This window comes from Catellatospora methionotrophica, assembly GCF_011297335.1.
Classification (GTDB): domain Bacteria; phylum Actinomycetota; class Actinomycetes; order Mycobacteriales; family Micromonosporaceae; genus Catellatospora; species Catellatospora methionotrophica.
In genome coordinates this window covers 140,113-163,520 of sequence record NZ_JAAOTJ010000011.1, presented here as the reverse complement: position 1 = coordinate 163,520, position 23,408 = coordinate 140,113, and the positions used below count along the sequence as shown (strand labels likewise).

Genomic DNA, 23,408 nt, shown 5'->3' with positions numbered 1-23,408 from the left:
GGGTCCTCGGGCCTCTGACGTGAAGCTCCTGTGATCGGGCTTGATGCCCGCTTAGCCAAGGCAAATGACCTTTTAATAGGGAAATCAGTCTGGTTCAGCGCGCGACACGCCCGACCGCGGGGGTCGGACAGGGGGCAGGCCCCACCGTCTGCCGCCGCAGGTAGCGGCTTGAGAGAAGGAAACAGAAGCCACCATGGCGGGACAGAAGATCCGCATCCGGCTCAAGGCCTACGACCACGAGGTCGTCGACTCCTCGGCACGGAAGATCGTCGAGACGGTGACCCGTACGGGTGCTCAGGTCGCAGGGCCGGTGCCACTGCCCACGGAGATCAACCGCTTCTGCGTGATCCGTTCGCCGCACAAGTACAAGGACTCGCGCGAGCACTTCGAGATGCGCACGCACAAGCGTCTGATCGACATCATCGACCCGACCCCGAAGACGGTCGACTCGCTCATGCGACTCGATCTGCCGGCTGGCGTCGACATCGAGATCAAGCTGTAGGGACCGGACTGATGGACAGGCAAGTTAAGGGCATCCTGGGCGCCAAGCTCGGCATGACTCAGGTCTGGGACAACAACAAAGTCGTCCCCGTGACCGTGGTGCAGGCCGGCCCGTGCGTCGTCACCCAGGTTCGTACCACTGAGAAGGACGGCTACGAGGCCGTTCAGCTGGCTTTCGGCGCGATCAACCCGCGCAAGGTGAGCCAGCCCAAGGCGGGCCACTTCGCCAAGGCGAACGTCGCGCCCCGTCGGCACATCGTCGAGCTGCGCACCACCGACGCCGGCTCGTACGAGCTCGGCCAGGAGGTCCTCGTCGACACGTTCGCGGCCGGACAGGCCATCGACGTGACCGGCAAGACCAAGGGCAAGGGCTTCGCCGGTGTCATGAAGCGCCACGGCTTCCACGGCCTCAAGGCCAGCCACGGCGTCGAGCGCAAGCACCGTTCGCCCGGTTCGATCGGCGCGTGCGCCACGCCGGGTCGCGTGTTCAAGGGCGTCCGCATGGCCGGCCGCATGGGTGGCGTGCGCTACACCGCGCCCGGCCTCACCGTGCACGCCGTGGACCTCGAGAACAACCTGCTGCTCGTGAAGGGCGCCATCCCGGGCCCCAAGGGTGCGCTGGTGCTCGTTCGTAGCGCCGCGAAGACGAAGAAGAAGGGTGGTGCCTCGAAGTGACCACGGTTGACGTGATCAGCGCCGAGGGCGCCAAGAGCGGCTCCGTCGAGCTGCCGGCCGAGATCTTCGACGTGCAGGCGAACATCTCGCTGATGCACCAGGTCGTGGTGGCCCAGCTGGCCGCCGCGCGCCAGGGCACGCACAAGACGAAGCGTCGCGGTGAGGTCGCCGGTGGCGGCAAGAAGCCGTACAAGCAGAAGGGCACCGGTCGCGCCCGTCAGGGCTCGATCCGCGCTCCGCAGTTCGCCGGCGGTGGCGTCGTCCACGGCCCGCAGCCGCGTGACTACAGCCAGCGGACCCCGAAGAAGATGAAGGCCGCCGCCCTGCGCGGTGCCCTGTCGGACCGGGCCCGCAACGGCGTGCTGCACGTGGTCGACGCGTTCGTGACCGGCGAGAAGCCGTCGACGAAGGCCGCCCTGGCCACGATCCAGAAGGTCGCGGGCGACGCCCCGCGCGTGCTGGTCGTGCTGGGTGCCAACGACGAGGTCAACTGGGTGAGCCTGCGCAACGTGCCGCAGGTGCACCTGATCGAGTCCGGGCAGCTCAACACGTACGACGTGCTCGTCAGCGACGCGGTGGTCTTCACCACCGAGGCGCTCGAGGAGTTCCTGGGCGTGCCCGCTGAGGAGGGTTCCAAGTGACGACGATTGCCGACCCGCGCGACATCATCGTCGCTCCGGTGGTCTCGGAGAAGAGCTACGGCGAGCTCAACCGCAACTGGTACACCTTCCTGGTGCACCCGGACGCGAACAAGACCGAAATCAAGATCGCTATTCAGCAGATCTTCAATGTTCGGGTGCTGACGGTGAACACGCTCAACCGTGAGGGCAAGCGCAAGCGCACCCGCACCGGCTGGGGTCAGCGCAAGGCGACGAAGCGCGCGATGGTGAAGCTCGCCGAAGGCGACCGCATCGAAGCCTTCGGCGGACCGGTGAGCTGAGGGGTATAAGACAATGGGTATCCGTAAGTACAAGCCGACGACGCCCGGTCGCCGTGGCTCCAGCGTCGCCGACTTCACCGAGGTCACCCGGTCGACGCCGGAGAAGTCGCTCGTCGTACCGCTGCCGAAGAAGGGCGGTCGTAACGTTCACGGCCGCATCACCACGCGGCACCAGGGCGGCGGCCACAAGCGTCAGTACCGTCTGATCGACTTCACGCGGGTGGGCAAGGACGGTGTGCCGGCCAAGGTCGCGCACATCGAGTACGACCCCAACCGCACCGCGCGCATCGCGCTGCTGCACTACGTCGACGGCGAGAAGCGCTACATCGTCGCGCCGAAGGACCTGAAGCAGGGCGACCTGGTCGAGTCTGGTCCGGGTGCGGACATCAAGCCGGGCAACAACCTGCCGCTGCGCAACATCCCGGTCGGTACGACCGTGCACTGCGTGGAGCTGCGTCCGGGCGGCGGCGCCAAGCTGGCCCGCTCGGCCGGTGTCGGTGTCCAGCTGCTGGGCCGCGAGGAGGACTACGCCACGCTGCGTATGCCGTCGGGCGAAATCCGCAAGGTGGACGTCCGGTGCCGCGCGACGGTCGGCGAGATCGGCAACGCCGAGCAGTCGAACATCAACTGGGGCAAGGCTGGTCGTATGCGGTGGAAGGGCAAGCGCCCGACCGTCCGTGGTGTCGCCATGAACCCGGTCGACCACCCGCACGGTGGTGGTGAGGGCAAGACCTCCGGTGGTCGCCACCCGGTGAACCCGGCTGGTAAGCCCGAGGGTCGTACCCGCCGCAAGGGCCAGGCGAGCGACAAGCTGATCGTCCGCCGCCGCTACGCCACCCGCAAGCGCGGGTAATAGGGAGAGCTGACAGATGCCTCGCAGCCTGAAGAAGGGCCCCTTCATCGACGACCACCTTCTCAAGAAGGTGGAAGTGCAGAACGAAAAGGGCACCAAGAACGTCATCAAGACCTGGTCGCGGCGTTCGACGATCATCCCGGACATGCTGGGTCACACGATCGCCGTGCACGACGGGCGCAAGCACGTCCCGGTGTTCGTGTCGGAGGCGATGGTCGGGCACAAGCTCGGCGAGTTCGCGCTCACCCGCACGTTCAAGGGTCACGAGAAGGACGACCGGAAGAGTCGCCGTCGCTGACGGCGGACCGTAATAAGGATTTAGGGGAAACACGATGCCTACGAATGACGCGCAGGCCGCGCCGGGCGCCCGTGCGGTCGCCCGCCACGTGCGCCTGTCCGCCAGCAAGGCGCGCCGTGTGGTCAACCTCGTCCGCGGTCTGCCCGCGAAGGAGGCACTGACGGTGCTCCAGTTCGCGCCGCAGGCGGCGAGCGAGCCGGTCTACAAGGTGCTGGCCAGCGCTATCGCCAACGCTGAGAACAACGAGCGTCTCGACCCGGACGCGCTGCTGGTCAGCGCTGCCTACGTGGACGAGGGTCCGACGCTGAAGCGGTTCCGGCCGCGGGCGCAGGGCCGGGCTTACCGGATCCGCAAGCGCACCTGCCACATCACCGTCGAGGTGGAGGCAGTCGCGCCGAAGGCGCCGGTCCGCAAGGCCACCGCCGCCGCGAAGGCGACGCCGGCCAAGGCCACCAAGGCCGCAGCGTCGCCCGAGGTTGAGGCCGCCGAGCAGGAGGAGACCAAGTAATGGGTCAGAAAGTCCACCCGATTGGGTTCCGGCTCGGCATCTCGACCGACTGGAAGTCCCGCTGGTACGCCGACAAGCTCTACAAGGACTACATCGGCGAGGACGTCGCGATCCGCCGCATGATGGCCAAGGGCCTCGAGCGTGCCGGTATCTCGAAGGTCGAGATCGAGCGCACCCGTGACAAGGTTCGCATCGACATCCACACCGCCCGGCCGGGTATCGTCATCGGCCGTAAGGGTGCGGAGGCCGAGCGCCTGCGTGGGGAGCTCGAGAAGCTCACCAAGAAGCAGGTCCAGCTGAACATCCTCGAGGTCAAGAACCCCGAGTCGGACGCTCAGCTGGTCTCGCAGGGCATCGCCGAGCAGCTCTCGGGCCGCGTGGCGTTCCGCCGGGCGATGCGCAAGGCGATCCAGTCGGCCATGAAGAACCCGATGGTCAAGGGCATCCGTGTCCAGGTCTCGGGCCGCCTCGGCGGTGCTGAGATGAGCCGCACGGAGTTCTACCGTGAGGGTCGCGTGCCGCTGCACACGCTGCGCGCCAACATCGAGTACGGCTTCTTCGAGGCCCGTACGACCTTCGGCCGCATCGGCGTGAAGGTCTGGATCTACAAGGGTGACGCCGTGCCGGGTCGCGAGACCCCGGCCGAGGCCCCGGGCCGCCAGCGCCGTGAAGGCCGTGGCGGCGAGCGGTCCGAGCGACCGCGCCGTGGCCGTTCGGGTGCCACTGGTACCACCGGTGCAGGCACCGAGGCCGGCCGCGCGGCCGCCGCGGAGCTCACCAAGGACAGCGCCGACGTGGCTCCGGCCGCGCCGGTTGAGCAGGAGGGCTGAACAATGCTGATGCCGCGTAAGCCTCCGAATGGCTTCCGCAAGCCGCACCACCCCGACCGTTCCGGTCGGAGCAAGGGCGGCAACCGGGTGGTGTTCGGCGAGTTCGGCATCCAGGCGCTCGAGCCGGCGTACGTCACCAACCGGCAGATCGAGTCGGCGCGTATCGCCATGACCCGTCACATCAAGCGTGGTGGCAAGGTCTGGATCACGGTCTTCCCGGACCAGGCCCTGACCAAGAAGCCCGCCGAGACCCGCATGGGTTCCGGCAAGGGCTCGCCCGAGTGGTGGGTGGCGAACGTCAAGCCGGGACGCGTTCTCTTCGAGATGGCGTTCCCGAACGAGGAGATTGCTCGCGAGGCCATGCGCCGCGCGATCCACAAGCTCCCGATGAAATGCCGAATCGTGAAGCGCGAAGTGGGTGAGGCGTGATGGCAGCCACTACCAAGGCAGCCGAGCTGCGCGAGAGTTCCTCTGAGGAGCTTGTCGTGAAGCTGCGGGAGGCCAAGGCGGAGCTGTTCAACCTCCGCGTCCAGGGTGCGACCGGCCAGCTCGACAACAACCGTCGGCTGGATGTGGTCCGTCGCGAGATCGCCCGGATCTACACGATCATGCGCGAGCGTGAGCTGGGGCTCTCGGCCGCGCCTACTGAGGTGGCGTAGGGAACATGAGCGAGACCAACGAGAACGCAGTCGACCGGAACCGGCGTAAGGTACGCGAGGGCCTGGTCGTCAGCGACAAGATGGACAAGACCGTCGTCGTGGCGGTTGAGGACCGGGTCAAGCACTCGCTGTACGGCAAGGTTCTGCGCCGTAGCAGCAAGCTGAAGGCGCACGACGAGGCTAACGCGTGCGGCATCGGTGACCGGGTGCTGCTCATGGAGACCCGTCCGCTGTCCGCCACCAAGCGGTGGCGGGTCGTGGAGATCCTCGAGAAGGCCAAGTGACCCTGCCGCCTTCGGCAGGTTCGCCGGCCGCCTAGCGGCCGAAGATCAGATAGCCGGCCGGGGCGCCCTGAGGGGCGTTCCGGGCGGTTCGAGTTCCGCCAGGCTCCGCCCGCGCAGTACGGGTCCCCCCGCAACCGGGCGGGCGGAGAACCGGCAGACATACAGGAGTTGACGTGATCCAGCAGGAGTCGCGACTGCGAGTCGCCGACAACACGGGTGCCCGGGAGATTCTGTGCATCCGCGTTCTCGGTGGTTCGGGTCGGCGCTACGCGAGCATCGGCGACGTCATCGTGGCCACCGTCAAGGACGCCATTCCCGGTGCCGGTGTGAAGAAGGGTGACGTCGTCAAGGCGGTCATCGTTCGCACCGTCAAGGAGCGGCGTCGTCCGGACGGCTCGTACATCCGCTTCGACGAGAACGCCGCCGTCATCATCAAGGACGGTGGCGACCCGCGCGGTACCCGTATCTTCGGCCCGGTTGGCCGTGAGCTGCGGGACAAGCGCTTCATGAAGATCATCAGCCTTGCCCCGGAGGTGTTGTGACCATGAAGGTCAAGAAGGGCGACAAGGTCAAGGTTATCGCCGGCAAGGACAAGGGCAAGGAGGGTACGGTCATCGCGGCCTACCCCCGGACCGAGAAGATCCTGGTCGAAGGCGTTAACCGGATCACCAAGCACGAGAAGATCCGTACCACCCAGCGTGGCGCCAAGACCGGCGGCATCATCACCCAGGAGGCGCCTGTTCACGTCTCCAACGTGATGGTCGTCGAGGACGGCAAGCCCGTCCGCGTCGGCTACAAGATCGACGAGAACGGCGTGAAGACGCGCGTCTCCCGTCGTACCGGCAAGGAGCTGTGATGACGACGGCGACCGAGACCAAGACCATGCCGCGTCTCAAGGAGCGTTACCGCGCCGAGGTTGTCGGCCAGCTGCGTGAGCAGTTCGGCTTCGCCAACCCGATGCAGGTGCCGGGCCTGGTGAAGATCGTGGTCAACATGGGCGTCGGCGAGGCGGCCCGTGACTCGAAGAAGATCGACGGTGCGGTCAAGGACCTCACCGCGATCACCGGTCAGAAGCCGCTGATCCGCAAGGCCACCAAGTCCATCGCGCAGTTCAAGCTGCGTGAGGGTATGCCGATCGGCGCGAAGGTGACCCTGCGCGGCGACCGGATGTGGGAGTTCCTGGACCGGCTGCTGTCGATCGCGCTGCCGCGTATCCGCGACTTCCGCGGTCTGGACGGGCGCAAGCTCGACGGTCACGGCAACTACACCTTCGGTCTGACCGAGCAGTCGGTTTTCCACGAGATCGACCAGGACCGGATCGATGCGGTCCGGGGCATGGACATCACGTTGGTGACCACCGCCAAGACCGACGATGAGGGCCGGGCGCTGCTCAAGCTCCTGGGCTTCCCGTTCAAGGAGAACTGAGCACATGGCCAAGAAGGCGCTGATCATCAAGGCTGCGGCCAAGCCGAAGTTCGCGGTGCGCGCGTACACCCGGTGCCAGAAGTGCGGTCGGCCGAAGGCCGTCTACCGCAAGTTCGGGCTCTGCCGGATCTGTGTTCGGGACATGGCTCACAAGGGTGAGCTCCCCGGCGTGTCCAAGGCTTCCTGGTAAATCCAAGGCTTCCCCTTCGCCGTAGGCCCGGTGTGACACCGGGAACCGCGGCGAGAAAGGCTGATAAACAATGACGATGACCGACCCGATTGCAGACATGCTCACGCGTCTGCGCAACGCCAACCAGGCGTACCACGACCGGGTGGCGATGCCCTACTCGAAGATCAAGGCGAACGTCGCCGAGGTTCTCAAGGCCGAGGGCTACATTGCCGCCTGGGCTGTCGAGGACCCCGCCGAGGGTGCCGTTGGCAAGAGCCTGATCGTCGAACTGAAGTTCGGCCCGAACCGGGAGCGGAGCCTGGCCGGCATCCGGCGTGTCTCCAAGCCCGGCCTGCGGGTTTACGCCAAGTCCCCGGAGCTGCCGCGTGTTCTCGGCGGTCTGGGTGTGGCGATTATTTCGACGTCTCAGGGGCTGCTCACCGACCGGCAGGCCCGTAAGCGCGGGGTGGGCGGGGAAGTCCTCGCCTACGTCTGGTGAGGAAGGTCTGCAATGTCGCGAATCGGACGTAAGCCGATCACGGTGCCTTCCGGCGTCGAGATCACCATCGATGGCCAGACCGTCAAGGTCAAGGGCCCCAAGGGCGAGCTTCAGCACACGCTGAGCGAGCCGATCATCGCCGAGCGCGGTGAGAGCGGCGAGCTGCTCGTCACCCGCCCGAACGACGAGCGTCGTGCCAAGGAGCTGCACGGTCTCTCGCGTACCCTGGTCGCCAACATGATCGTCGGCGTCACCGAGGGCTACAAGAAGAGCCTGGAGATCAACGGTACGGGTTACCGCGTCACCGCCAAGGGTTCGGAGCTCGAGTTCGCGCTCGGCTTCTCGCACCCCGTCGTGGTCGCGCCCCCGGCCGGCATCACCTTCGCGGTGGAGCGGCCGACGTTGTTCCACATCTCCGGCATCGACAAGCAGCTTGTCGGTGAGATCGCCGCCAACATTCGGAAGATCCGCCCGCCGGAGCCCTACAAGGGCAAGGGCGTCAAGTACCAGGGCGAGGTCATCCGCCGCAAGGCCGGTAAGGCTGGAAAGGCAGGTAAGAAGTGACCGCCACGCTGCTCAAGCGCCGCAACGGCGTCGCCGCCAAGCGGGCCGTCGGCAAGGCGCGTCGGCACTTCCGCATCCGCCGGAACCTCAGCGGCACCGCTGAGCGCCCCCGTCTGGTCGTCACCCGCTCGCTGCGCCACATCTGGGTCCAGATCGTGGACGACACCAAGGGTCACACCGTGGTGTCCGCGTCGAGCATGGACGCCTCGATCAAGGGCGCCGAGGGCGACAAGAGCGCCATCGCCGGCAAGGTGGGCGCTCTGCTCGCCGATCGGGCGAAGGCCGCCGGTATCACCAAGGTCGTCTTCGACCGCGGTGGCAACCGCTACGCGGGCCGCATCGCGGCTCTGGCGGACGCCGCACGCGGTGCTGGACTCGAGTTCTAGGAAAGGTGGCTGGGATAATGCCAGGACCACAACGCCGGGGCACGGGTTCCGGTTCCGGTGGCAGTGAGGGCGGCGACCGCGGTGGACGCGAGCGGCGCGGCCGTGGCGACGGCCGTGGCAACGCGCCGGTCGAGAAGACCCCGCATCTCGAGCGGGTCGTCACGATCAACCGTGTCGCCAAGGTCGTCAAGGGCGGTCGGCGCTTCAGCTTCACCGCTCTGGTGATCGTCGGCGACGGTGACGGCAACGTCGGCGTCGGCTACGGCAAGGCCAAGGAGGTGCCCGCGGCGATCGCCAAGGGTGTCGAGGAGGCCAAGAAGCACTTCTTCCGGGTTCCCCGGATCGGCTCCACCATCCCGCACCCCGTGCAGGGTGAGGCGGCTGCCGGTGTAGTGCTGCTCAAGCCGGCCAGCGCCGGTACCGGTGTCATCGCCGGCGGCCCGGTTCGCGCCGTGCTGGAGTGCGTGGGCATCCACGACGTGCTGTCGAAGAGCCTCGGCTCCTCGAACCCGATCAACATCGTGCACGCCACGGTCGCCGCGCTGAAGATGCTGGAGTCCCCGGAGGCCATCGCGGCCCGCCGTGGGCTGCCGGTCGAGGACGTCGCGCCGGCCGCGCTGCTGGCCGCGCGTGCGGGAGCGGGTGCGTAACGATGGCACGTTTGAAGGTCACCCAGCTGCGGTCCGACATCGGGCGCAAGCGCAACCAGCGCGAGTCGCTGCGTTCGCTCGGGCTCAAGCGGATCAACGACGTGGTGGTGAAAGAGGACCGTCCCGAGATTCGGGGCATGATCTTCGCGGTCAGCCACCTCGTGAAGGTCGAGGAGGTTGAGTAATGACGATCAAGATCCACCACCTCCGCCCGGCGCCCGGTGCGAAGACCGCCAAGACCCGCGTGGGTCGTGGTGAGGGTTCCAAGGGCAAGACCGCCGGTCGTGGTACCAAGGGTACGAAGGCCCGCTACCAGGTGAAGCCGTCGTTTGAGGGTGGGCAGATGCCTATCCACATGCGGCTTCCGAAGATGAAGGGCTTCCGGAACAAGTTCAAGGTCGTGTTCCAGGTCGTGAACCTGGACCGGCTCGCCGAGCTGTTCCCCAACGGCGGCCAGGTCGGCCCGCTGGAGCTGGCCGAGGCCGGTGCCGTCCGCAAGGGCCACCCGGTCAAGGTGCTCGGCACCGGCGAGCTCGGCGGCGTGAAGCTCCAGGTGTCGGCGCACGGTTTCAGCGCCACCGCCAAGGAGAAGATCGCAGCCGCCGGCGGCTCCGTGACGGAGCTGTAAGCGACAGTCGCAGACGTGGCGCCCGACCGACCTAGGTCGGGCGCCACGCTCGGCTTTCGGCCTTTCTGGGCAAGACGCAGGTCGTAGCCACTGGGCACGAGCGCTGCCAAGGCCTAGGCTGGCACAGATATGTGCCGTGCAGACCTGACCATTGAGGGTCGGGACTGTTAGAGTCCGATCCCAGCTACGCGTAAACTGCGCGTGGCGCGGTGAAGGCCGACCGTAATGGTCACGGCTCGCACCACATACCCAGTCACGCCCCTTACACGACAGCCACCGGCCCCCGGTGCCGCGCGCAGGAGGAAGAAGTTGCTCTCCGCTTTTGTCAGTGCGTTCAAGACGCCTGACCTGCGCAAGAAGATTCTGTTCACGCTCGGGATCATCGCGCTCTATCGCCTCGGTGCCACGCTGCCCAGCCCCGGTGTCTCGTACGGGAACGTGCAGAAGTGCATCACCGCCATGGAGTCGGGTGCCGAGAACGGCGTCTTCACGCTCCTTAACCTCTTCTCCGGCGGCGCTCTGCTGTCCCTGTCGGTCTTCGCGCTCGGCATCATGCCGTACATCACGGCGTCGATCATCCTGCAGCTGCTCACCGTGGTCATCCCGCGCCTGGAGCAGCTTCGCAAGGAGGGCCAGTCCGGCCAGGCGAAGATCACCCAGTACACCCGCTACCTGACCCTGGGCCTCGCCGTCCTGCAGTCCTCGGCCTTCGTGGCCCTGGCCCGCTCCGGCCAGCTGTTCCAGGGCGCGTGCGACGAGTTCCCGATCGTGCCCAACACGGCGCTGCCGCAGTGGGTCACGCTGACCGCGCTGGTCGTCACCATGACCGCCGGCACCGGCGTCGTGATGTGGCTCGGCGAGCTCATCACCGACCGCGGTGTGGGCAACGGCATGTCCGTCCTGATCTTCACCTCCATCGCGGCTCGCCTGCCCAGTGAGGGCTGGCAGCTGAAGGAGTCGAAGGGCTGGTGGGGCTTCGTCGGGGTGCTCGCGCTCGTCGTCGTGGTCATCGCGCTGGTGGTGTACATCGAGCAGGCGCAGCGCCGCATCCCGGTGCAGTACGCCAAGCGCATGGTCGGCCGGCGGATGTACGGCGGCACGTCGACCTACATCCCGCTGAAGGTCAACCAGGCGGGCGTCATCCCCGTCATCTTCGCGTCGTCGCTGCTCTACCTGCCCACGCTGGCCCTGCAGTTCATGGACCAGAACAACCCGGGCACGGTCCAGATCTGGCTGCGCGACTACCTGACCGTCCCCAGCAAGTGGAGCTACATCCTGCTCTACTTCGTGATGATCATCTTCTTCACGTACTTCTACGTCTCGATCACGTTCAACCCGACCGAGATCGCGGACAACATGAAGAAGTACGGCGGCTTCGTGCCGGGTATCCGGCCGGGTAAGCCGACCGCCGACTACCTGGACTTCATCCTCAGCCGGATCACTCTGCCGGGTGCGTTCTACCTGGGCATCATCGCGATCCTGCCGAACCTGTTCTTCATCTGGCTAGACTCCCAGGCCTACCAGAACTTCCCCTTCGGCGGCACCGCGGTGCTGATCATGGTGGGTGTGGGTCTGGAGACGGTAAAGCAGATCGAGAGCCAGCTCATGCAGCGCAGCTACGAGGGATTCCTTCGGTGAGCAAGCGGGCGCAGCGGATCGGCGGCGCGTTCTCGCGCCGCCGGTTCGCCGGTTTTAGTGAGGTGTCGTAATGAGGCTGGTGCTGGTGGGTCCGCCGGGCGCGGGCAAGGGGACGCAGGCGGAGTTCATCGCCTCGCACCTTTCCGTGCCGAAGATCTCGACGGGTGACATCTTCCGGGCCAACGTCTCGCAGGGCACCCCGCTGGGCCTGGAGGCCAAGCGCTACATGGACTCGGGCGGCCTGGTGCCGGACGAGGTCACCATCAACATGGTGCGCGGCCGGCTGGCCGAAGCCGACGCCGCCGACGGCTTCCTGCTCGACGGCTTCCCGCGCACCGTGCCCCAGGCCGTCGCGCTGGACAAGATGCTCGCCGACACGGGCGCGAACCTGGACCTGGTGCTGGAGCTCATCGTCGACAACGACGAGGTCATCCGCCGCCTGTCCGGCCGTCGCACCTGCCACGGCTGCGGCAAGATCTGGCACATCGAGTTCGACGCGTCGAGCCGCGAGAACCTCTGCGACCGCTGCGGCGGCGAGCTCTACCAGCGCGACGACGACAAGGCCGAGACGATCGCGGAGCGGCTGAAGGTGTACGCCCGCGACACCGCCCCCCTGGTCGACCACTACGGCGCGCAGAACCGCCTGGTCGGGATCGACGCCATGGGTCCGGTGGAGGACGTCACCGAGCGGGCCATCAACGAACTGCGCTCGTTCAGCGCGTAGCATTGCCTGGCGCTCGGCGGTGGGGCCGGCGCCTGCGGGGATCACGACTTCTCTGACGCGACGACGCGGCATGACCGCCGCCGCACCGGCCGTTGCCGGTCCGGCGGCGGGCTGCCGCGGTCGACGCGGCGGTCGGAGGTCGGCTCCGCGGCCGTGACGCGACGACAGCACCGGGCGGTCCCCGCCGGGCAGCAGTCACCCGGCAGCAGCCGGGCCGGTGGGAAGGCAATGGCCGAGCACATGGACATCGAGATCAAGACGCCGGAGCAGCTGCACCTGATGCGCGCTGCCGGGCTGGTGGTGGCAGCCGCGCTGGCGGCGGCCCGCGAGGCGGTCAAGCCCGGGGTCAGCACCGCCGAGCTGGACGCCGTCGCCGAGGACGTGATCCGGTCGCACGGGGCGATCCCGTCGTTCAAGGGCTACCACGGCTTCCCTGCCACCATCTGCTCGTCGGTGAACGAGCAGATCGTGCACACGATCCCGAACCCGAAGCACGTGCTGGCCGAGGGCGACCTGATCTCGATCGACTGCGGGGCCATCCTGCACGGCTGGCACGGCGACGCGGCGATCACCGTCGGCGTCGGGGAGACCCGCCCGGACCTGCTGCGGATGGCCGAGGTGGCCGAGGAGTCGATGTGGGCGGGCATCGCCGCCGCGGCCCGGGGGGTGCGTTCGGGCACCGGCCGGCTGACCGACATCTCGTGGGCTGTGGAGTCGGCGGTGCGCAAGGCGCCCCGTAAGTACGGCATCGTCAAGGGATACGGCGGCCACGGCATCGGCACCGCCATGCACCAGGAGCCGCACATCCACAACCACGGGCGCCCCGGTCGCGGCCCGAAGCTGGTCGCTGGCATGGCCCTGGCCATCGAGCCGATGATCACGATGGGCTCGGCCCGTACCGCGGAGCTGAACGACGGCTGGACCGTGGTCACCACCGACGGCTCGCACGCCGCGCACGTCGAGCACTCCATCGGCCTCTTCGACGACGGCGTGTGGGTTCTCACCGCCCCCGACGGCGGCCGCGCCCGCCTCGGCGACCTCCTCACGGCCTCCGCCACCGCCTGACCCTCGAACCCGCCGCCGGCCTAGCCGCGCCCGCCCCGCCCCACCCCGCCCACACTGCTTCCGCAACTCTTAAAGAGTCGCGGCTTCGAGGGGCACGAATAGCCGCGATTCTTTAAGAGTTGCGGAAGCAGTGTGGGGAGGGTTGGCGGCGCAGGGCACGGCGGTCGTGGTGTGGGGTGTGACACTCCCGGCCGCGGGGGTCGGGGGGTGGTTTGGTGTCGATGCCGAGGTGGGCGTAGACTGGCCAATCGGCGCACCGCGTCCACTCCGCCATGCTCCCCGCGCTTCGGGGGTCCGGCGGAACCGCGGCTGGCGCGATCCGGTCCTACCGGGTCGTGATGGACCAGGTGAGCCGACCCATTCACCCTATGTCAGGTAGCGGAGGATATGCCGAAGAAGGACGGGGCCATCGAGATCGAGGGCCGAGTTATCGAGCCACTCCCGAACGCAATGTTCCGGGTCGAGCTCGCTAACGGCCACAAGGTCTTGGCCCACATCAGCGGCAAGATGCGTCAGCACTACATTCGCATCCTGCCCGAGGACCGGGTCGTCGTCGAACTCTCGCCGTACGACCTCACCCGCGGGCGGATCGTCTACCGCTACAAGTAATCGAACTGACTCCACCGGGGTGAGTCCGTGTCCGTCTTTCCCTGGCTCGACCATGCTCGGGCCGGGAATAGCAGCAAAGGCGAGCCGTGAAGGTCAAGCCGAGTGTCAAGAAGATCTGCAACAAGTGCCGCGTCATCCGTCGGCACGGCCGGGTCATGATCATTTGTGACGACCCGCGCCACAAGCAGCGCCAGGGCTGATTCCAGCTCCCTGGCGACGCCTTGTCGTTGCAGCATCACCAGCAATAGCTCGTTCCAGCCGCGGGAACGCTCCGACTTGTCGGACAGCTCTGCGGATCAACCCCCGGTCGGAGGCCGGGGCCCCACCTGGGCAGGTGGGGGATGGATCGGGCGCAGACCTCCGCAAGCTACGAGGAGCAGCCCACCATGGCACGTCTCGTCGGCGTTGATCTCCCCCGCGAAAAGCGGCTGGAGATCGCGCTTACCTACGTTTACGGCATCGGCCGCACCCGCTCGGCGCAGCTCTGCTCCGCCACGGGCATCGACCCGAACAAGCGGGCGAAGGACCTCACCGACGAAGAGGTCGTTCAGCTTCGTGACTACATCGAAGCGAACTTCAAGGTTGAAGGTGACCTGCGCCGCGAGGTCGCCGCTGACATCCGCCGCAAGGTGGAGATCGGTTGCTACGAGGGCATCCGGCACCGCAAGGGCCTGCCTGTCCGTGGACAGCGCACTCGCACGAACGCTCGTACCCGCAAGGGCCCGAAGCGCACCGTGGCCGGCAAGAAGAAGGCCGGCAAGAAGTAAGCCTGTCCCGTTAGCAATCGCATCTAGAAGGAGCGCATAAAGATATGCCACCCAAGGCACGCGCTGGGGCCGCTGTAAAGAAGGTCCGGCGTAAAGAACGCAAGAACGTCTCCCACGGGCAGGCGCACATCAAGAGCACGTTCAACAACACCATCGTGTCCATCACGGACCCGACCGGTGCTGTGATCTCGTGGGCCTCCGCCGGCCAGGTCGGCTTCAAGGGCTCGCGTAAGTCGACTCCGTTCGCCGCCCAGCTGGCCGCCGAGGCCGCCGCGCGTCGCGCGATGGAGCACGGCATGCGCAAGGTCGACGTGTTCGTCAAGGGTCCGGGCTCTGGCCGTGAGACCGCCATCCGTTCGCTGACCGCTGCCGGTCTCGAGGTCGGGCAGATCTCCGACGTCACGCCGCAGCCGCACAACGGATGCCGTCCGCCCAAGCGTCGCCGGGTCTAAGGGGAGATAGACAAATGGCTCGTTACACCGGCGCAGACTGCCGCCGTTGCCGTCGTGAGAAGGTCAAGCTGTTCCTCAAGGGCAGCAAGTGCGATGGGCCCAAGTGCCCGTTCGAGTCGCGCCCCTTCCCGCCCGGCCAGCACGGCCGCGGTCGTACCAAGGAGTCCGAGTACCTGCTGCAGCTTCGTGAGAAGCAGAAGGCCCGTCGTATCTACGGCGTGCTGGAGAAGCAGTTCCGCGGCTACTACGAAGAGGCCAACCGCAAGTCGGGCAAGACGGGTGAGGTTCTGCTGCAGATCCTCGAGTCGCGCCTCGACAACGTGGTCTACCGGGCCGGCCTGGCCAAGTCCCGTGACCACGCCCGCCAGGTCGTGAAGCACGGTCACTTCCTGGTCAACGGCAAGAAGGTCGACATCCCGTCGTACCGCGTCACCGAGCACGACATCGTCGAGGTCCGGGGCAAGTCCCGCGAGCTCACGCCGTTCGTGGTGGCGCAGGCGGAGGCCGGCTCTCGCGGCGTTCCGGCCTGGCTGGAGGTCATCCCCAGCCAGTTCAAGGTTCTCGTTCACTCGCTTCCGGCCCGTCAGGTGATCGACACCCAGGTCCAGGAGCAGCTGATCGTCGAGCTCTACTCCAAGTAGTAGTGCTCTGGCCGGTGCGGCGATTCGCCGCACCGGCCGCCGTTACGCGTGGCGTCAAATAGTGGGCGCCCAACGTAGAGGAGTTCACCCAGTGCTTATCTCTCAGCGGCCGACTCTCACCGAAGAGTCGATCAACGAGACCCGCTCCCGGTTCACCATCGAGCCGCTCGAGCCCGGGTTCGGCTACACCCTCGGCAACTCGCTGCGTCGTACGCTGCTCAGCTCGATCCCGGGCGCGGCCGTCACGAGCATCAAGATCGACGGTGTGCTGCACGAGTTCACCACGATCCCCGGTGTCAAGGAGGACGTGGTCGAGCTGGTCATGAACGTCAAGGACCTGTGCGTCTCGTCGGAGCACGACGAGCCGGTCAGCATGTACCTGCGCAAGCAGGGCCCTGGCGACGTGACCGCCGGCGACGTCCAGCCCCCGGCCGGTGTCTCCGTGCACAACCCGGACCTCAAGCTCGCGACCCTGAACGGCAAGGGCCGGCTCGACATGGAGCTGACCGTCGAGCGGGGCCGGGGTTACGTCACGGCGGCGCAGAACAAGAACGCCGGCGCCGAGATCGGCCGCATCCCGGTCGACTCGATCTACTCGCCGGTGCTCAAGGTGACCTACCGCGTCGAGGCGACCCGTGTCGAGCAGCGCACCGACTTCGACCGTCTGATCATCGACGTCGAGTCGAAGGCGTCGATCTCGCCGCGGACCGCGCTGGCGTCGGCCGGTTCCACCCTGGTGGAGCTGTTCGGCCTGTGCCGTGAGCTGGACGAGACCGCCGAGGGCATCGACATCGGCCCGTCGCCGCAGGACGCGCAGCTCGCTGCCGACCTGGCGCTGCCGATCGAGGAGCTGGACCTCACCGTCCGCTCGTACAACTGCCTCAAGCGCGAGGGCATCAACTCCGTCGGTGAGCTCATCGGGCGCACCGAGGCGGACCTGCTCGACATAAGGAATTTCGGGCAGAAGTCCATCGACGAAGTCAAGATGAAGCTCGCCGGGATGGGTCTGGGGCTGAAGGACTCGGCTCCGAACTTCGACCCGGCCCACGTCGTGGACTCCTACGGCGACGCCGATTACGACACTGACGACTACCGCGAGACCGAGCAGCTGTAACCAACCTGCCTCGGCAGCTCGGATAGACATCAAGGAGCACCAATGCCTACGCCCACCAAGGGTCCCCGCCTCGGGGGCAGCCCCGCGCACGAGCAGCTGATCCTGGCCAACCTGGCCCAGGCGCTGTTCAAGCACGGCCGCATCACCACCACCGAGACCAAGGCCAAGCGGCTGCGCCCGCTGGCCGAGCGCCTCATCACCAAGGCCAAGCGGGACGACCTCGCGGCTCGCCGTGAGGTCCGCAAGACGATCGGCGAGCGGGACGTCTTCGTGTCCCTGTTCGAGCAGATCGCGCCGCGCTTCGCGAACCGTCCGGGTGGCTACACCCGGATCGTGAAGGTCGGCCCGCGCAAGGGTGACAACGCTCCGATGGCGATCATCGAGCTGGTCGAGGAGCTCGAGGTGGCGGCGCCCGCGGCGCCGGCGAAGGCTGCCAAGGCCCAGGCCAAGAAGGCCGCCCAGGCCGACAAGGTCGCGGTCCTGTCCGGCGAGGCTGACGAGGCCGCCGACGAGGCTGCCGACAAGGCCGCCGACAAGGCCTGAGTTTCATCCGGTCGGAGCTCCTCTCCCGCTGCTCGCGCAGCCGGGAGGGGAGCTTCGCCGTTTCCGCGGGCGTGCGCCCGCCAAGGTGCGCAGACGAAGGAGCAGGACATGGCGCGGGTACGCCTGGACGTCGGTTACGACGGCACGGACTTCTCCGGCTGGGCGGCGCAGCCGGGGCGGCGTACCGTCGCCGGGGTTCTGCTGGCCGAGCTGGAGAAGGTGTTCGGGCCGGGCAACCCGACCGGCCTGACCGTGGCCGGGCGCACCGACGCCGGGGTCCACGCGACCGGTCAGGTCTGCCACGTGGAGCTGCCCGACGAGCGGTGGCAGGCGCTGGCCCCGACGCTGGTGCGCCGGCTCGCCGGGCTGCTGCCCGGTGACGTGCGGGTGTGGGCCGCCCGCGAGGTGCCGCCCGCCTTCGACGCACGTTTCTCGGCACTGTGGCGGCGCTACGAGTACCGGGTGACCGACACCGAGGCCGGGCCGAGTCCGCTGCGCCGCCGCGACACCCTGTTCTGGCTGCGCCCGCTGGACCTGGACCGGCTCAAAGCCGCCGCGGCCGGGCTGTGCGGGGAGCACGACTTCGCGGCGTTCTGCAAGCGCAAGGAGCACGCGACCACGATCCGGCACATCACCCGGATGTCGTGGCGGCGCGAGCCCGACGGGGTGCTGGCGGCGACGGTGCAGGCCGACGCGTTCTGCCAGGCGATGGTGCGCAGCCTGGTCGGGGCGATGCTGACGGTCGGCGACGGGCGGCGGGAGCCGGACTGGCCCGCGTCGCTGCTGACCCGTACGGAGCGCGTCAGCGACGTGCTGGTGGCCCCGCCGCACGGGCTGAACCTGGTCGAGGTGGGCTACCCCGACGAGGCGGAGTTCGCGGCCCGCGCGGAGCAGACCCGCAACCTGCGCGGCGTGCCCGCGGGGCAGCGCGCCGCCGGCACCGCCTGACGGCACGCCGGGCTCCCTTCCTCCGGCCTGTCAGCTGGCGGAGGGAGCGGCGCTGGTGACGGGGTCGCTGGCGCGTTCCTCCAGGACCTTGCCGCGCAGGTAGAACTCGATCACGTCGAAGAGGATCTGCTTGGCGAACGGGTCGCCGATCGGGATCTCCTCGCCGTCGGACCGGGCGATCACGCAGTAGACCAGGTAGTGGCCGCGGATGTTCCAGCCGGCGTGGGTCGAGGCCAGGGCCAGGGGCTTGGTGACGCTGTTCTTGGCCTGGCGGTCGGGCGCGTAGCCGAGGAAGCGGCCCTTGCCGTCGTCGACGATCGGCTTGATCGCCTCGTACGCCTTCTCCGCGTTGGCGACCGTCTCCAGGTTCACGATGCCGCCGGTGACCAGGTACGCCCCGTTGGGGGAGCGCATCGTGCCGCGTACCACCTGGGAGCAGCCCAGGCTCGTGATCAGTTTGCTGATCTCGCCGCTCGCGGCTGCCCGGCAGTCGGTGAGCACCTGCGGCTTGATGACCGCGTACACCTCGGTCGGCTTGGCCGGGTCGATGACGATCTGCTTGCCGGGGAAGACCTCGTTGGCGGTGAGCGGCTTCGGGTCGACCTCGCGCGAGGTGATGTCGATCGGCGTGGCCGTCGGCGGCGGCGAGCTGTTGGCCTGCGCCTCGGAGCCCTTCTTCTCGTCCAGCACCATGAGGAACGAGCCGACGCCGCACACGGTCAGCACGGCCAGCACGCCGAGCACGCTCAGCGCCTTCTTCCAGCGGCTGGACATGTTCGGGTTCGCGGCGAGCCGCTGCCAGCCGGCGGCGACGCCGGGCTCGCCCGCCGCGGCCGGGCGCGGCCCGGTACGCCGCGGCGGAGGTGGCGGAGGCGGTGGCGCGATGGTGGGCCGGGTAGGCGGCGGGGGCACGACGCGCACCGGCATCGCCGGATTCGGCGCGGTGCGTGGCGGCATGCCGGGCGCGACACCGGGGGAGACCGGGGTCGCGGGCGGAGCGGACCGCTGACGCGGCTCGGTGACATTGCGGCGGGGCGGAGCCCCGGGCGGGGCCCCAGGAGGCGCACCGGGGGCGAAACCGCGCCGCATGGTGGGCGGAGGGTCCTCGACCCCGCGCGGACGCGCCAGCGCGCCGTTGCGGGCACCGGGCGGCTCGCCGGGCAGATTGCGGCGGGGCGGTTCGCCGATGCGGGGCTCACCCCGGCGCGGCGGCTCGTAGCCGCGCGGTCCGGCCGGGTTGCGGGGTCCCGGCGCGGGGCCGGGTCCGGGCTGCTGCGGCGGCATGGCGCGGGCCCCGGCCCGGCCGGGCACCGCCCCGGGATGTTCGCGTGGAGGTTTCCGCTCCGCGAACCCGTCGAAGCGATCGGGGTCCTGCTGCGGGTCGGGTGCGCGGCGGCGGCCAGCTCCTCCGGCGGCTCCGCCTCGGGCGGCTCCCGTCCGTCTTGGTGACTCAGAGTCATGGGCACTGTCGCGTAGTGACCCGTGCTGACCGGCGCCCGTGTCCCCGGGTAAGCGGGGACCGGGCGTGTCTCGGTCGCGCGGGTCACGACGGGAAGATGGCGGCCAGTCCCCCGAACCGGCGCCGTAGCCGTGAGCCATGTCGCACAGCGTAATGGACGACACAGTCGCCAATAACCCTGCGGCCGACGAGTCCGTCCGTTCGGGGGAGAATGTGCGGGTGGGCGAGCATTACTTCACTGCGGATCCGGGCGCGTCGGCGCGCCCGCGCGACATCTTTTTCAACATCGAGGGTCAGGAGTACGACCTGGTGGCAGCAGGCGGAGTGTTCTCCGCCACGCGGCTCGACCCCGGCACGACGGTGCTGCTGAAGAAGGGCCCGCTGCCCACCGCGGAGGTCGGCGGAAACTTTCTGGACCTCGGGTGCGGCTACGGCCCGATCGCCGTGGTTCTGGCCACTCGCGCCCCGGCGGCGCAGGTCTGGGCCGTCGACGTCAACGCGCGGGCCCGCGAGCTGACCGAGGAGAACGCCCGGCGGTTGAAGGTGGCCGAGCGGGTCCACGTCGCCGAGCCCGACGGGGTGCCCGACGGCGTGGCGTTCGACCAGATCTGGTCCAACCCGCCGATCCGGGTGGGCAAGGAGGAACTTCACCAGCTGCTGCTGCGCTGGCTGCCGCGGCTCGCCCCGGACGGCACGGCGTGGCTGGTCGTCGCCAAGCACAAGGGCGCGGACTCGCTGCAGCAGTGGCTGGCCGCCCAGGGCTGGCAGGCCGACCGGCACGCCAGCGGCTCGGGCTTCCGGGTGCTGAAAGTGACTCGCCCCCAGGCGGTGTGATCAGGCAGTATTCCCGCGTGGGATACGTGGATGTTTCCGGCGTGGCGTACACGCTGCCGGATGGGCGCGAACTCTTCTCCGACGTGTCGTTCCGCGTCGGCGAGGGGGCCAAGGTGGCACTCGTCGGCCCGAACGGGGCGGGCAAGACGACGCTGCTGCGGATGGTCTCCGGCGACCTGCCGGTGACCGTCGGCGGCATCGCGCGCTTCGGCGGCCTCGGGGTGATGCGCCAGTTCATCGGCATGCTCGGCTCCTCGGCCGCGACCGGGGTGCCCGGCGGTCCGGAGATGACGCTGGCCGAGATGGCGCTCAGCCTGGTCGAGCCGCGCCTGCAGGCCGCCGGTGCGCGCCTGGTCAAGGCGGAGCAGGCGATGCGGGTGGCGGACTCGCGGGGCAAGCTGACCAGCAGCGCCCAGCAGGCGCAGCTGCGCTACGCGGAGGCGCTGGCGGCGTTCGGTGAGGCCGGTGGGTACGAGGCCGAGGTGCTGTTCGACACCGTCGCCACCTCGATCATGGGTTTGTCCTGGGACGAGTGCCGGGACCGGCCGGTGCGCACGCTGTCCGGCGGGCAGCAGAAGCGCTTCGCCCTGGATCTGCTGCTGCGGGGCACCGACGAGGTGCTGCTGCTCGACGAGCCGGACAACTTCCTCGACGTGCCCGCCAAACGCTGGCTGGAGCAGCGGCTGCGCGAGTCGAAGAAGTCCGTGCTGTACGTCTCGCACGACCGGGAACTGCTCAACCAGACCGCCGACCGGGTGGTCGCGGTCGAGGGCGGCAGCGCCTGGACGCACGTCGGCTCGTTCGCGGCGTGGCACGAGGCGCGGGTCGCCCGGCACGACAGCATGGAGGAGCGCCGCCGCCGCTGGGACGAGGAACACGAGAAGCTGCGCGCGCTGATGCTGATGTACAAGCAGAAGGCGGCGTACAACGACGGCCTGGCCTCGCGCTATCAGGCGGCCCAGACCCGGCTGCGCAAGTTCGAGGAGGCCGGCCCGCCGCCGCTGCCGCCCAAGGACCAGCAGATCCAGATGCGGCTCAAGGGCTCCCGCACCGGCAAGCGCTCGGTCATCTGCGAGCAGCTGGAGCTGGAGAACCTCACCTTCCCGTTCGACCTGGAACTCTGGTACGGCGACCGGCTAGCGGTGCTCGGCGCGAACGGCACCGGCAAGTCGCACTTTCTGCGCCTCCTGGCGCAGAGCGGAGAGCACAGCCTGCGGCTGCTCGCGCAGCAGGCGCACGGCGGCGAGGACTCCGGTCGCTCGGCCGACGGCGCGACTCACGCGAAGGTGAGGCACACCGGTGTCGCCCGGCTCGGCGCGCGTGTCGTGCCGGGCCACTTCTCGCAGACCCACGACCGGCCCGACCTGGCCGGCAAGGAGCTGCTCGACATCCTGTGGCGCGGTGACACGCACCGGCCGTCGCTGGCCCGCGAAGCCGCGTACAAGGTGCTCGACCGTTACGAGCTCGCCAAGCAGGCCGAGCAGCGGTTCGGCACGCTGTCCGGCGGCCAGCAGGCCCGGTTCCTGGTGCTGCTGCTGGAGTTGAGCGGTGTCACCCTGCTGCTGCTCGACGAGCCGACCGACAACCTCGACATGGCCAGCGCCGAGGCGCTGGAACAGGGTCTGCTCGGCTTCGAGGGCACCGTGGTCGCGGTGACCCACGACCGCTGGTTCACCCGGGGCTTCGACCGGTTCCTGCTGTTCCAGGCCGACGGGGAGGTCGTGGAGACCCCCGAGCCCGTCTGGGACGTGCGCTGACCTCTCGGCCGAGGGGTCAGCGCACGCGCTGGAAGGCGCGGCGGTAGGTGCGCGGGGGTACGCCCCGGCGGCGGCTGAAGTGTTCGCGCAGGATGCTCGCGGCGCTGAAGCCGACGCGGCGGGCCACCTCCTCGACCGGCAGGTCGGTGGTCTCCAGCAGTTCCTCGGCCCTGTTGAGCCGCTGCGCCAGCAGCCAGGCGTGCGGGGTGGAGCCGGTCGCGTCGGCGAACCGGCGCAGGAAGGTGCGGCGGCTGGCCAGCGCGCGGGCGGCCAGCCCGTCGACGGTCAGCCGCCGGTGCAGGTTGTCCCGGGCCCACGCCAGCACCGCGCCGAGCCGCCCGTCGTCCGCGCCGTCGGGGACCGGGGCGGCCACGTACTGGGCCTGGCCGCCCTCGCGGTGCGGCGGGATCACCATCTCGCGGGCGATCTCGTTCGCGGCGGCCGCGCCGTGCTCCCGGCGGATCAGGTGCAGGCACATGTCGGCTCCGGCGGCCGCGCCCGCGCCCGTGACGACGGAGCCCTCGTCCACGTAGAGCACGTCGGAGGCCAGCCGTACGGCCGGGAAGCGGGCCGCGAAGTCGGCGGCGAACCGCCAGTGCGTCGTCGCCCGCCGCCCGTCGAGCAGTCCCGCCCCGGCCAGCGCGTACGCCCCGACGCAGTGCCCGGCGACGATCGCGCCGCGCGCGTGCGCGGCCCGGAGCGCGGCGACCGCGGACGGCGGCGGGGGCTCCCGGAAGCGCCCGCCCGGCAGCGCCAGCACCAGATCGGCCGTGGCCAGCCGGTCGAGCCCGGCGTCGACGCGGATGTCGAGCCCGAGGTCGGTGCGCAGCGGGCCGGGCCGGTCGGTGCACACGGCGAAGTCGAAGCGCCCGGTGAAGACCTCGCCGACCAGCCCGAGCGAGAACGCCAGCACACCCTGGGGCGCGTACGCCGCCACGGACCGGAACACCATGCCCGCGATGATGGCACGTTTCCAGCGATCGGTGGC

General features: G+C 68.8%; 35 protein-coding genes and 2 pseudogenes. 35 read left to right on the top strand and 2 right to left on the bottom strand.

Annotated features, from left to right (window positions below; translation table 11 throughout):
• Positions 1-193 precede the first annotated feature (193 nt).
• From rpsJ to truA, 32 genes are all read left to right on the top strand, one after another.
• On the top strand, positions 194-502 hold the full coding sequence (gene rpsJ / locus HAV40_RS23870) for a 30S ribosomal protein S10 (RefSeq protein WP_007073037.1): 309 nt from the start codon (positions 194-196) through the stop codon (positions 500-502).
• 11 nt (positions 503-513) lie between these two features.
• Positions 514-1,176 carry a 50S ribosomal protein L3 gene (gene rplC / locus HAV40_RS23865; protein WP_166384877.1) on the top strand — a complete coding sequence of 221 codons (663 nt, stop codon included), beginning with the start codon at positions 514-516 and terminating at the stop codon, positions 1,174-1,176.
• The gene (gene rplD / locus HAV40_RS23860; protein WP_166384875.1) at positions 1,173-1,817 is read left to right on the top strand and encodes a 50S ribosomal protein L4; all 645 of its coding nucleotides are present in this window, start codon (positions 1,173-1,175) and stop codon (positions 1,815-1,817) included. The genes rplC and rplD overlap by 4 nt, the downstream gene beginning before the upstream one ends.
• Positions 1,814-2,116, top strand: a complete 303-nt coding sequence (gene rplW, locus HAV40_RS23855; protein WP_120317141.1) for a 50S ribosomal protein L23 — start codon at positions 1,814-1,816, stop codon at positions 2,114-2,116. Before rplD ends, rplW begins: the two co-directional genes overlap by 4 nt.
• 13 nt (positions 2,117-2,129) lie before the next feature.
• The gene (rplB, locus tag HAV40_RS23850) at positions 2,130-2,969 is read left to right on the top strand and encodes a 50S ribosomal protein L2 (RefSeq protein WP_166384873.1); all 840 of its coding nucleotides are present in this window, start codon (positions 2,130-2,132) and stop codon (positions 2,967-2,969) included.
• A gap of 16 nt (positions 2,970-2,985) precedes the next feature.
• Entirely contained in the window at positions 2,986-3,267 is a 282-nt protein-coding gene (gene rpsS, locus HAV40_RS23845; RefSeq protein WP_120317139.1) for a 30S ribosomal protein S19, read from the top strand.
• Positions 3,268-3,301: 34 nt separating this feature from the next.
• Positions 3,302-3,775 (top strand): 50S ribosomal protein L22, encoded by a 474-nt coding sequence (rplV, locus tag HAV40_RS23840; RefSeq protein ID WP_155389838.1) that lies wholly within the window; start codon positions 3,302-3,304, stop codon positions 3,773-3,775.
• Positions 3,775-4,605 carry a 30S ribosomal protein S3 gene (gene rpsC, locus HAV40_RS23835; protein WP_166384871.1) on the top strand — a complete coding sequence of 277 codons (831 nt, stop codon included), beginning with the start codon at positions 3,775-3,777 and terminating at the stop codon, positions 4,603-4,605. The genes rplV and rpsC overlap by 1 nt, the downstream gene beginning before the upstream one ends.
• Before the next feature lie 3 nt (positions 4,606-4,608).
• Positions 4,609-5,034, top strand: a complete 426-nt coding sequence (gene rplP, locus HAV40_RS23830; RefSeq protein ID WP_120317136.1) for a 50S ribosomal protein L16 — start codon at positions 4,609-4,611, stop codon at positions 5,032-5,034.
• Positions 5,034-5,264 carry a 50S ribosomal protein L29 gene (gene rpmC / locus HAV40_RS23825; RefSeq protein ID WP_166384869.1) on the top strand — a complete coding sequence of 77 codons (231 nt, stop codon included), beginning with the start codon at positions 5,034-5,036 and terminating at the stop codon, positions 5,262-5,264. The genes rplP and rpmC overlap by 1 nt, the downstream gene beginning before the upstream one ends.
• A 5-nt stretch (positions 5,265-5,269) precedes the next feature.
• On the top strand, positions 5,270-5,548 hold the full coding sequence (gene rpsQ / locus HAV40_RS23820; RefSeq protein ID WP_166384867.1) for a 30S ribosomal protein S17: 279 nt from the start codon (positions 5,270-5,272) through the stop codon (positions 5,546-5,548).
• Between the two features lie 173 nt (positions 5,549-5,721).
• Positions 5,722-6,090, top strand: coding sequence for a 50S ribosomal protein L14 (gene rplN, locus HAV40_RS23815; RefSeq protein ID WP_117226249.1), 369 nt, complete (start codon positions 5,722-5,724; stop codon positions 6,088-6,090).
• The gene (gene rplX / locus HAV40_RS23810) at positions 6,087-6,404 is read left to right on the top strand and encodes a 50S ribosomal protein L24 (RefSeq protein ID WP_203671102.1); all 318 of its coding nucleotides are present in this window, start codon (positions 6,087-6,089) and stop codon (positions 6,402-6,404) included. The genes rplN and rplX overlap by 4 nt, the downstream gene beginning before the upstream one ends.
• Entirely contained in the window at positions 6,404-6,973 is a 570-nt protein-coding gene (gene rplE / locus HAV40_RS23805; protein WP_166384863.1) for a 50S ribosomal protein L5, read from the top strand. The genes rplX and rplE overlap by 1 nt, the downstream gene beginning before the upstream one ends.
• Positions 6,974-6,977: 4 nt before the next feature.
• A complete protein-coding gene (locus HAV40_RS23800; protein ID WP_144121757.1) occupies positions 6,978-7,163 on the top strand; it encodes a type Z 30S ribosomal protein S14 in 186 nt (61 codons plus the stop codon).
• A 70-nt stretch (positions 7,164-7,233) separates the two neighbouring features.
• Complete coding sequence (rpsH, locus tag HAV40_RS23795) at positions 7,234-7,641, top strand: 30S ribosomal protein S8 (protein ID WP_166384861.1); 408 nt, start codon at positions 7,234-7,236, stop codon at positions 7,639-7,641.
• A gap of 12 nt (positions 7,642-7,653) precedes the next feature.
• Positions 7,654-8,205: a 50S ribosomal protein L6 gene (gene rplF, locus HAV40_RS23790; protein ID WP_144121758.1), complete on the top strand. Its 552-nt coding sequence runs from the start codon at positions 7,654-7,656 to the stop codon at positions 8,203-8,205.
• Positions 8,202-8,591: a 50S ribosomal protein L18 gene (gene rplR / locus HAV40_RS23785; RefSeq protein ID WP_155374088.1), complete on the top strand. Its 390-nt coding sequence runs from the start codon at positions 8,202-8,204 to the stop codon at positions 8,589-8,591. The genes rplF and rplR overlap by 4 nt, the downstream gene beginning before the upstream one ends.
• A 17-nt stretch (positions 8,592-8,608) precedes the next feature.
• Entirely contained in the window at positions 8,609-9,241 is a 633-nt protein-coding gene (gene rpsE / locus HAV40_RS23780) for a 30S ribosomal protein S5 (RefSeq protein ID WP_166384859.1), read from the top strand.
• A gap of 2 nt (positions 9,242-9,243) precedes the next feature.
• Complete coding sequence (rpmD, locus tag HAV40_RS23775; protein WP_120317127.1) at positions 9,244-9,426, top strand: 50S ribosomal protein L30; 183 nt, start codon at positions 9,244-9,246, stop codon at positions 9,424-9,426.
• Positions 9,426-9,869, top strand: coding sequence for a 50S ribosomal protein L15 (rplO, locus tag HAV40_RS23770; RefSeq protein WP_120317126.1), 444 nt, complete (start codon positions 9,426-9,428; stop codon positions 9,867-9,869). The genes rpmD and rplO overlap by 1 nt, the downstream gene beginning before the upstream one ends.
• Before the next feature lie 309 nt (positions 9,870-10,178).
• A complete protein-coding gene (secY, locus tag HAV40_RS23765; protein ID WP_166384857.1) occupies positions 10,179-11,507 on the top strand; it encodes a preprotein translocase subunit SecY in 1,329 nt (442 codons plus the stop codon).
• 70 nt (positions 11,508-11,577) lie between these two features.
• Positions 11,578-12,231, top strand: coding sequence for an adenylate kinase (locus tag HAV40_RS23760; protein ID WP_166384855.1), 654 nt, complete (start codon positions 11,578-11,580; stop codon positions 12,229-12,231).
• A 240-nt stretch (positions 12,232-12,471) separates the two neighbouring features.
• Positions 12,472-13,296, top strand: a complete 825-nt coding sequence (map, locus tag HAV40_RS23755; RefSeq protein ID WP_166384972.1) for a type I methionyl aminopeptidase — start codon at positions 12,472-12,474, stop codon at positions 13,294-13,296.
• 387 nt (positions 13,297-13,683) lie between these two features.
• Positions 13,684-13,905, top strand: a complete 222-nt coding sequence (infA, locus tag HAV40_RS23750) for a translation initiation factor IF-1 (RefSeq protein WP_007073013.1) — start codon at positions 13,684-13,686, stop codon at positions 13,903-13,905.
• Positions 13,906-13,991: 86 nt separating this feature from the next.
• Positions 13,992-14,105 carry a 50S ribosomal protein L36 gene (rpmJ, locus tag HAV40_RS23745; protein WP_020520458.1) on the top strand — a complete coding sequence of 38 codons (114 nt, stop codon included), beginning with the start codon at positions 13,992-13,994 and terminating at the stop codon, positions 14,103-14,105.
• Positions 14,106-14,291: 186 nt separating this feature from the next.
• A complete protein-coding gene (gene rpsM / locus HAV40_RS23740) occupies positions 14,292-14,672 on the top strand; it encodes a 30S ribosomal protein S13 (RefSeq protein ID WP_144121762.1) in 381 nt (126 codons plus the stop codon).
• A gap of 44 nt (positions 14,673-14,716) precedes the next feature.
• Positions 14,717-15,124: a 30S ribosomal protein S11 gene (gene rpsK / locus HAV40_RS23735; protein WP_120317122.1), complete on the top strand. Its 408-nt coding sequence runs from the start codon at positions 14,717-14,719 to the stop codon at positions 15,122-15,124.
• Between the two features lie 14 nt (positions 15,125-15,138).
• Positions 15,139-15,765 carry a 30S ribosomal protein S4 gene (rpsD, locus tag HAV40_RS23730; RefSeq protein ID WP_120317121.1) on the top strand — a complete coding sequence of 209 codons (627 nt, stop codon included), beginning with the start codon at positions 15,139-15,141 and terminating at the stop codon, positions 15,763-15,765.
• A gap of 91 nt (positions 15,766-15,856) precedes the next feature.
• Positions 15,857-16,879: a DNA-directed RNA polymerase subunit alpha gene (locus tag HAV40_RS23725; protein ID WP_166384852.1), complete on the top strand. Its 1,023-nt coding sequence runs from the start codon at positions 15,857-15,859 to the stop codon at positions 16,877-16,879.
• Positions 16,880-16,921: 42 nt separating this feature from the next.
• Positions 16,922-17,422, top strand: coding sequence for a 50S ribosomal protein L17 (gene rplQ, locus HAV40_RS23720; RefSeq protein ID WP_166384850.1), 501 nt, complete (start codon positions 16,922-16,924; stop codon positions 17,420-17,422).
• Positions 17,423-17,530: 108 nt separating this feature from the next.
• Positions 17,531-18,370: a tRNA pseudouridine(38-40) synthase TruA gene (gene truA, locus HAV40_RS23715; RefSeq protein ID WP_166384848.1), complete on the top strand. Its 840-nt coding sequence runs from the start codon at positions 17,531-17,533 to the stop codon at positions 18,368-18,370.
• Between the two features lie 30 nt (positions 18,371-18,400).
• Here truA and HAV40_RS23710 read toward each other — a convergent pair whose 3' ends face one another.
• Positions 18,401-19,681, bottom strand: a complete 1,281-nt coding sequence (locus HAV40_RS23710) for a hypothetical protein (RefSeq protein WP_166384846.1) — start codon at positions 19,679-19,681, stop codon at positions 18,401-18,403.
• A gap of 301 nt (positions 19,682-19,982) precedes the next feature.
• Between HAV40_RS23710 and HAV40_RS23705 the strand changes: the two genes are divergently transcribed.
• The 3 genes and pseudogenes from HAV40_RS23705 to HAV40_RS39235 all read left to right on the top strand — a co-directional run.
• Complete coding sequence (locus HAV40_RS23705) at positions 19,983-20,663, top strand: class I SAM-dependent methyltransferase (RefSeq protein ID WP_166384970.1); 681 nt, start codon at positions 19,983-19,985, stop codon at positions 20,661-20,663.
• 17 nt (positions 20,664-20,680) lie between these two features.
• Positions 20,681-21,860 (top strand): annotated as a pseudogene (locus tag HAV40_RS23700) (ATP-binding cassette domain-containing protein); the annotation flags it as partial.
• Positions 21,833-22,420: pseudogene (locus HAV40_RS39235) on the top strand (ATP-binding cassette domain-containing protein); the annotation flags it as partial. The pseudogenes HAV40_RS23700 and HAV40_RS39235, both read left to right, overlap by 28 nt.
• 16 nt (positions 22,421-22,436) lie before the next feature.
• On the opposite strand, the gene HAV40_RS23695 reads toward HAV40_RS39235, so the two are convergent.
• Complete coding sequence (locus tag HAV40_RS23695) at positions 22,437-23,372, bottom strand: GlxA family transcriptional regulator (RefSeq protein ID WP_166384842.1); 936 nt, start codon at positions 23,370-23,372, stop codon at positions 22,437-22,439.
• Positions 23,373-23,408 lie beyond the last annotated feature (36 nt).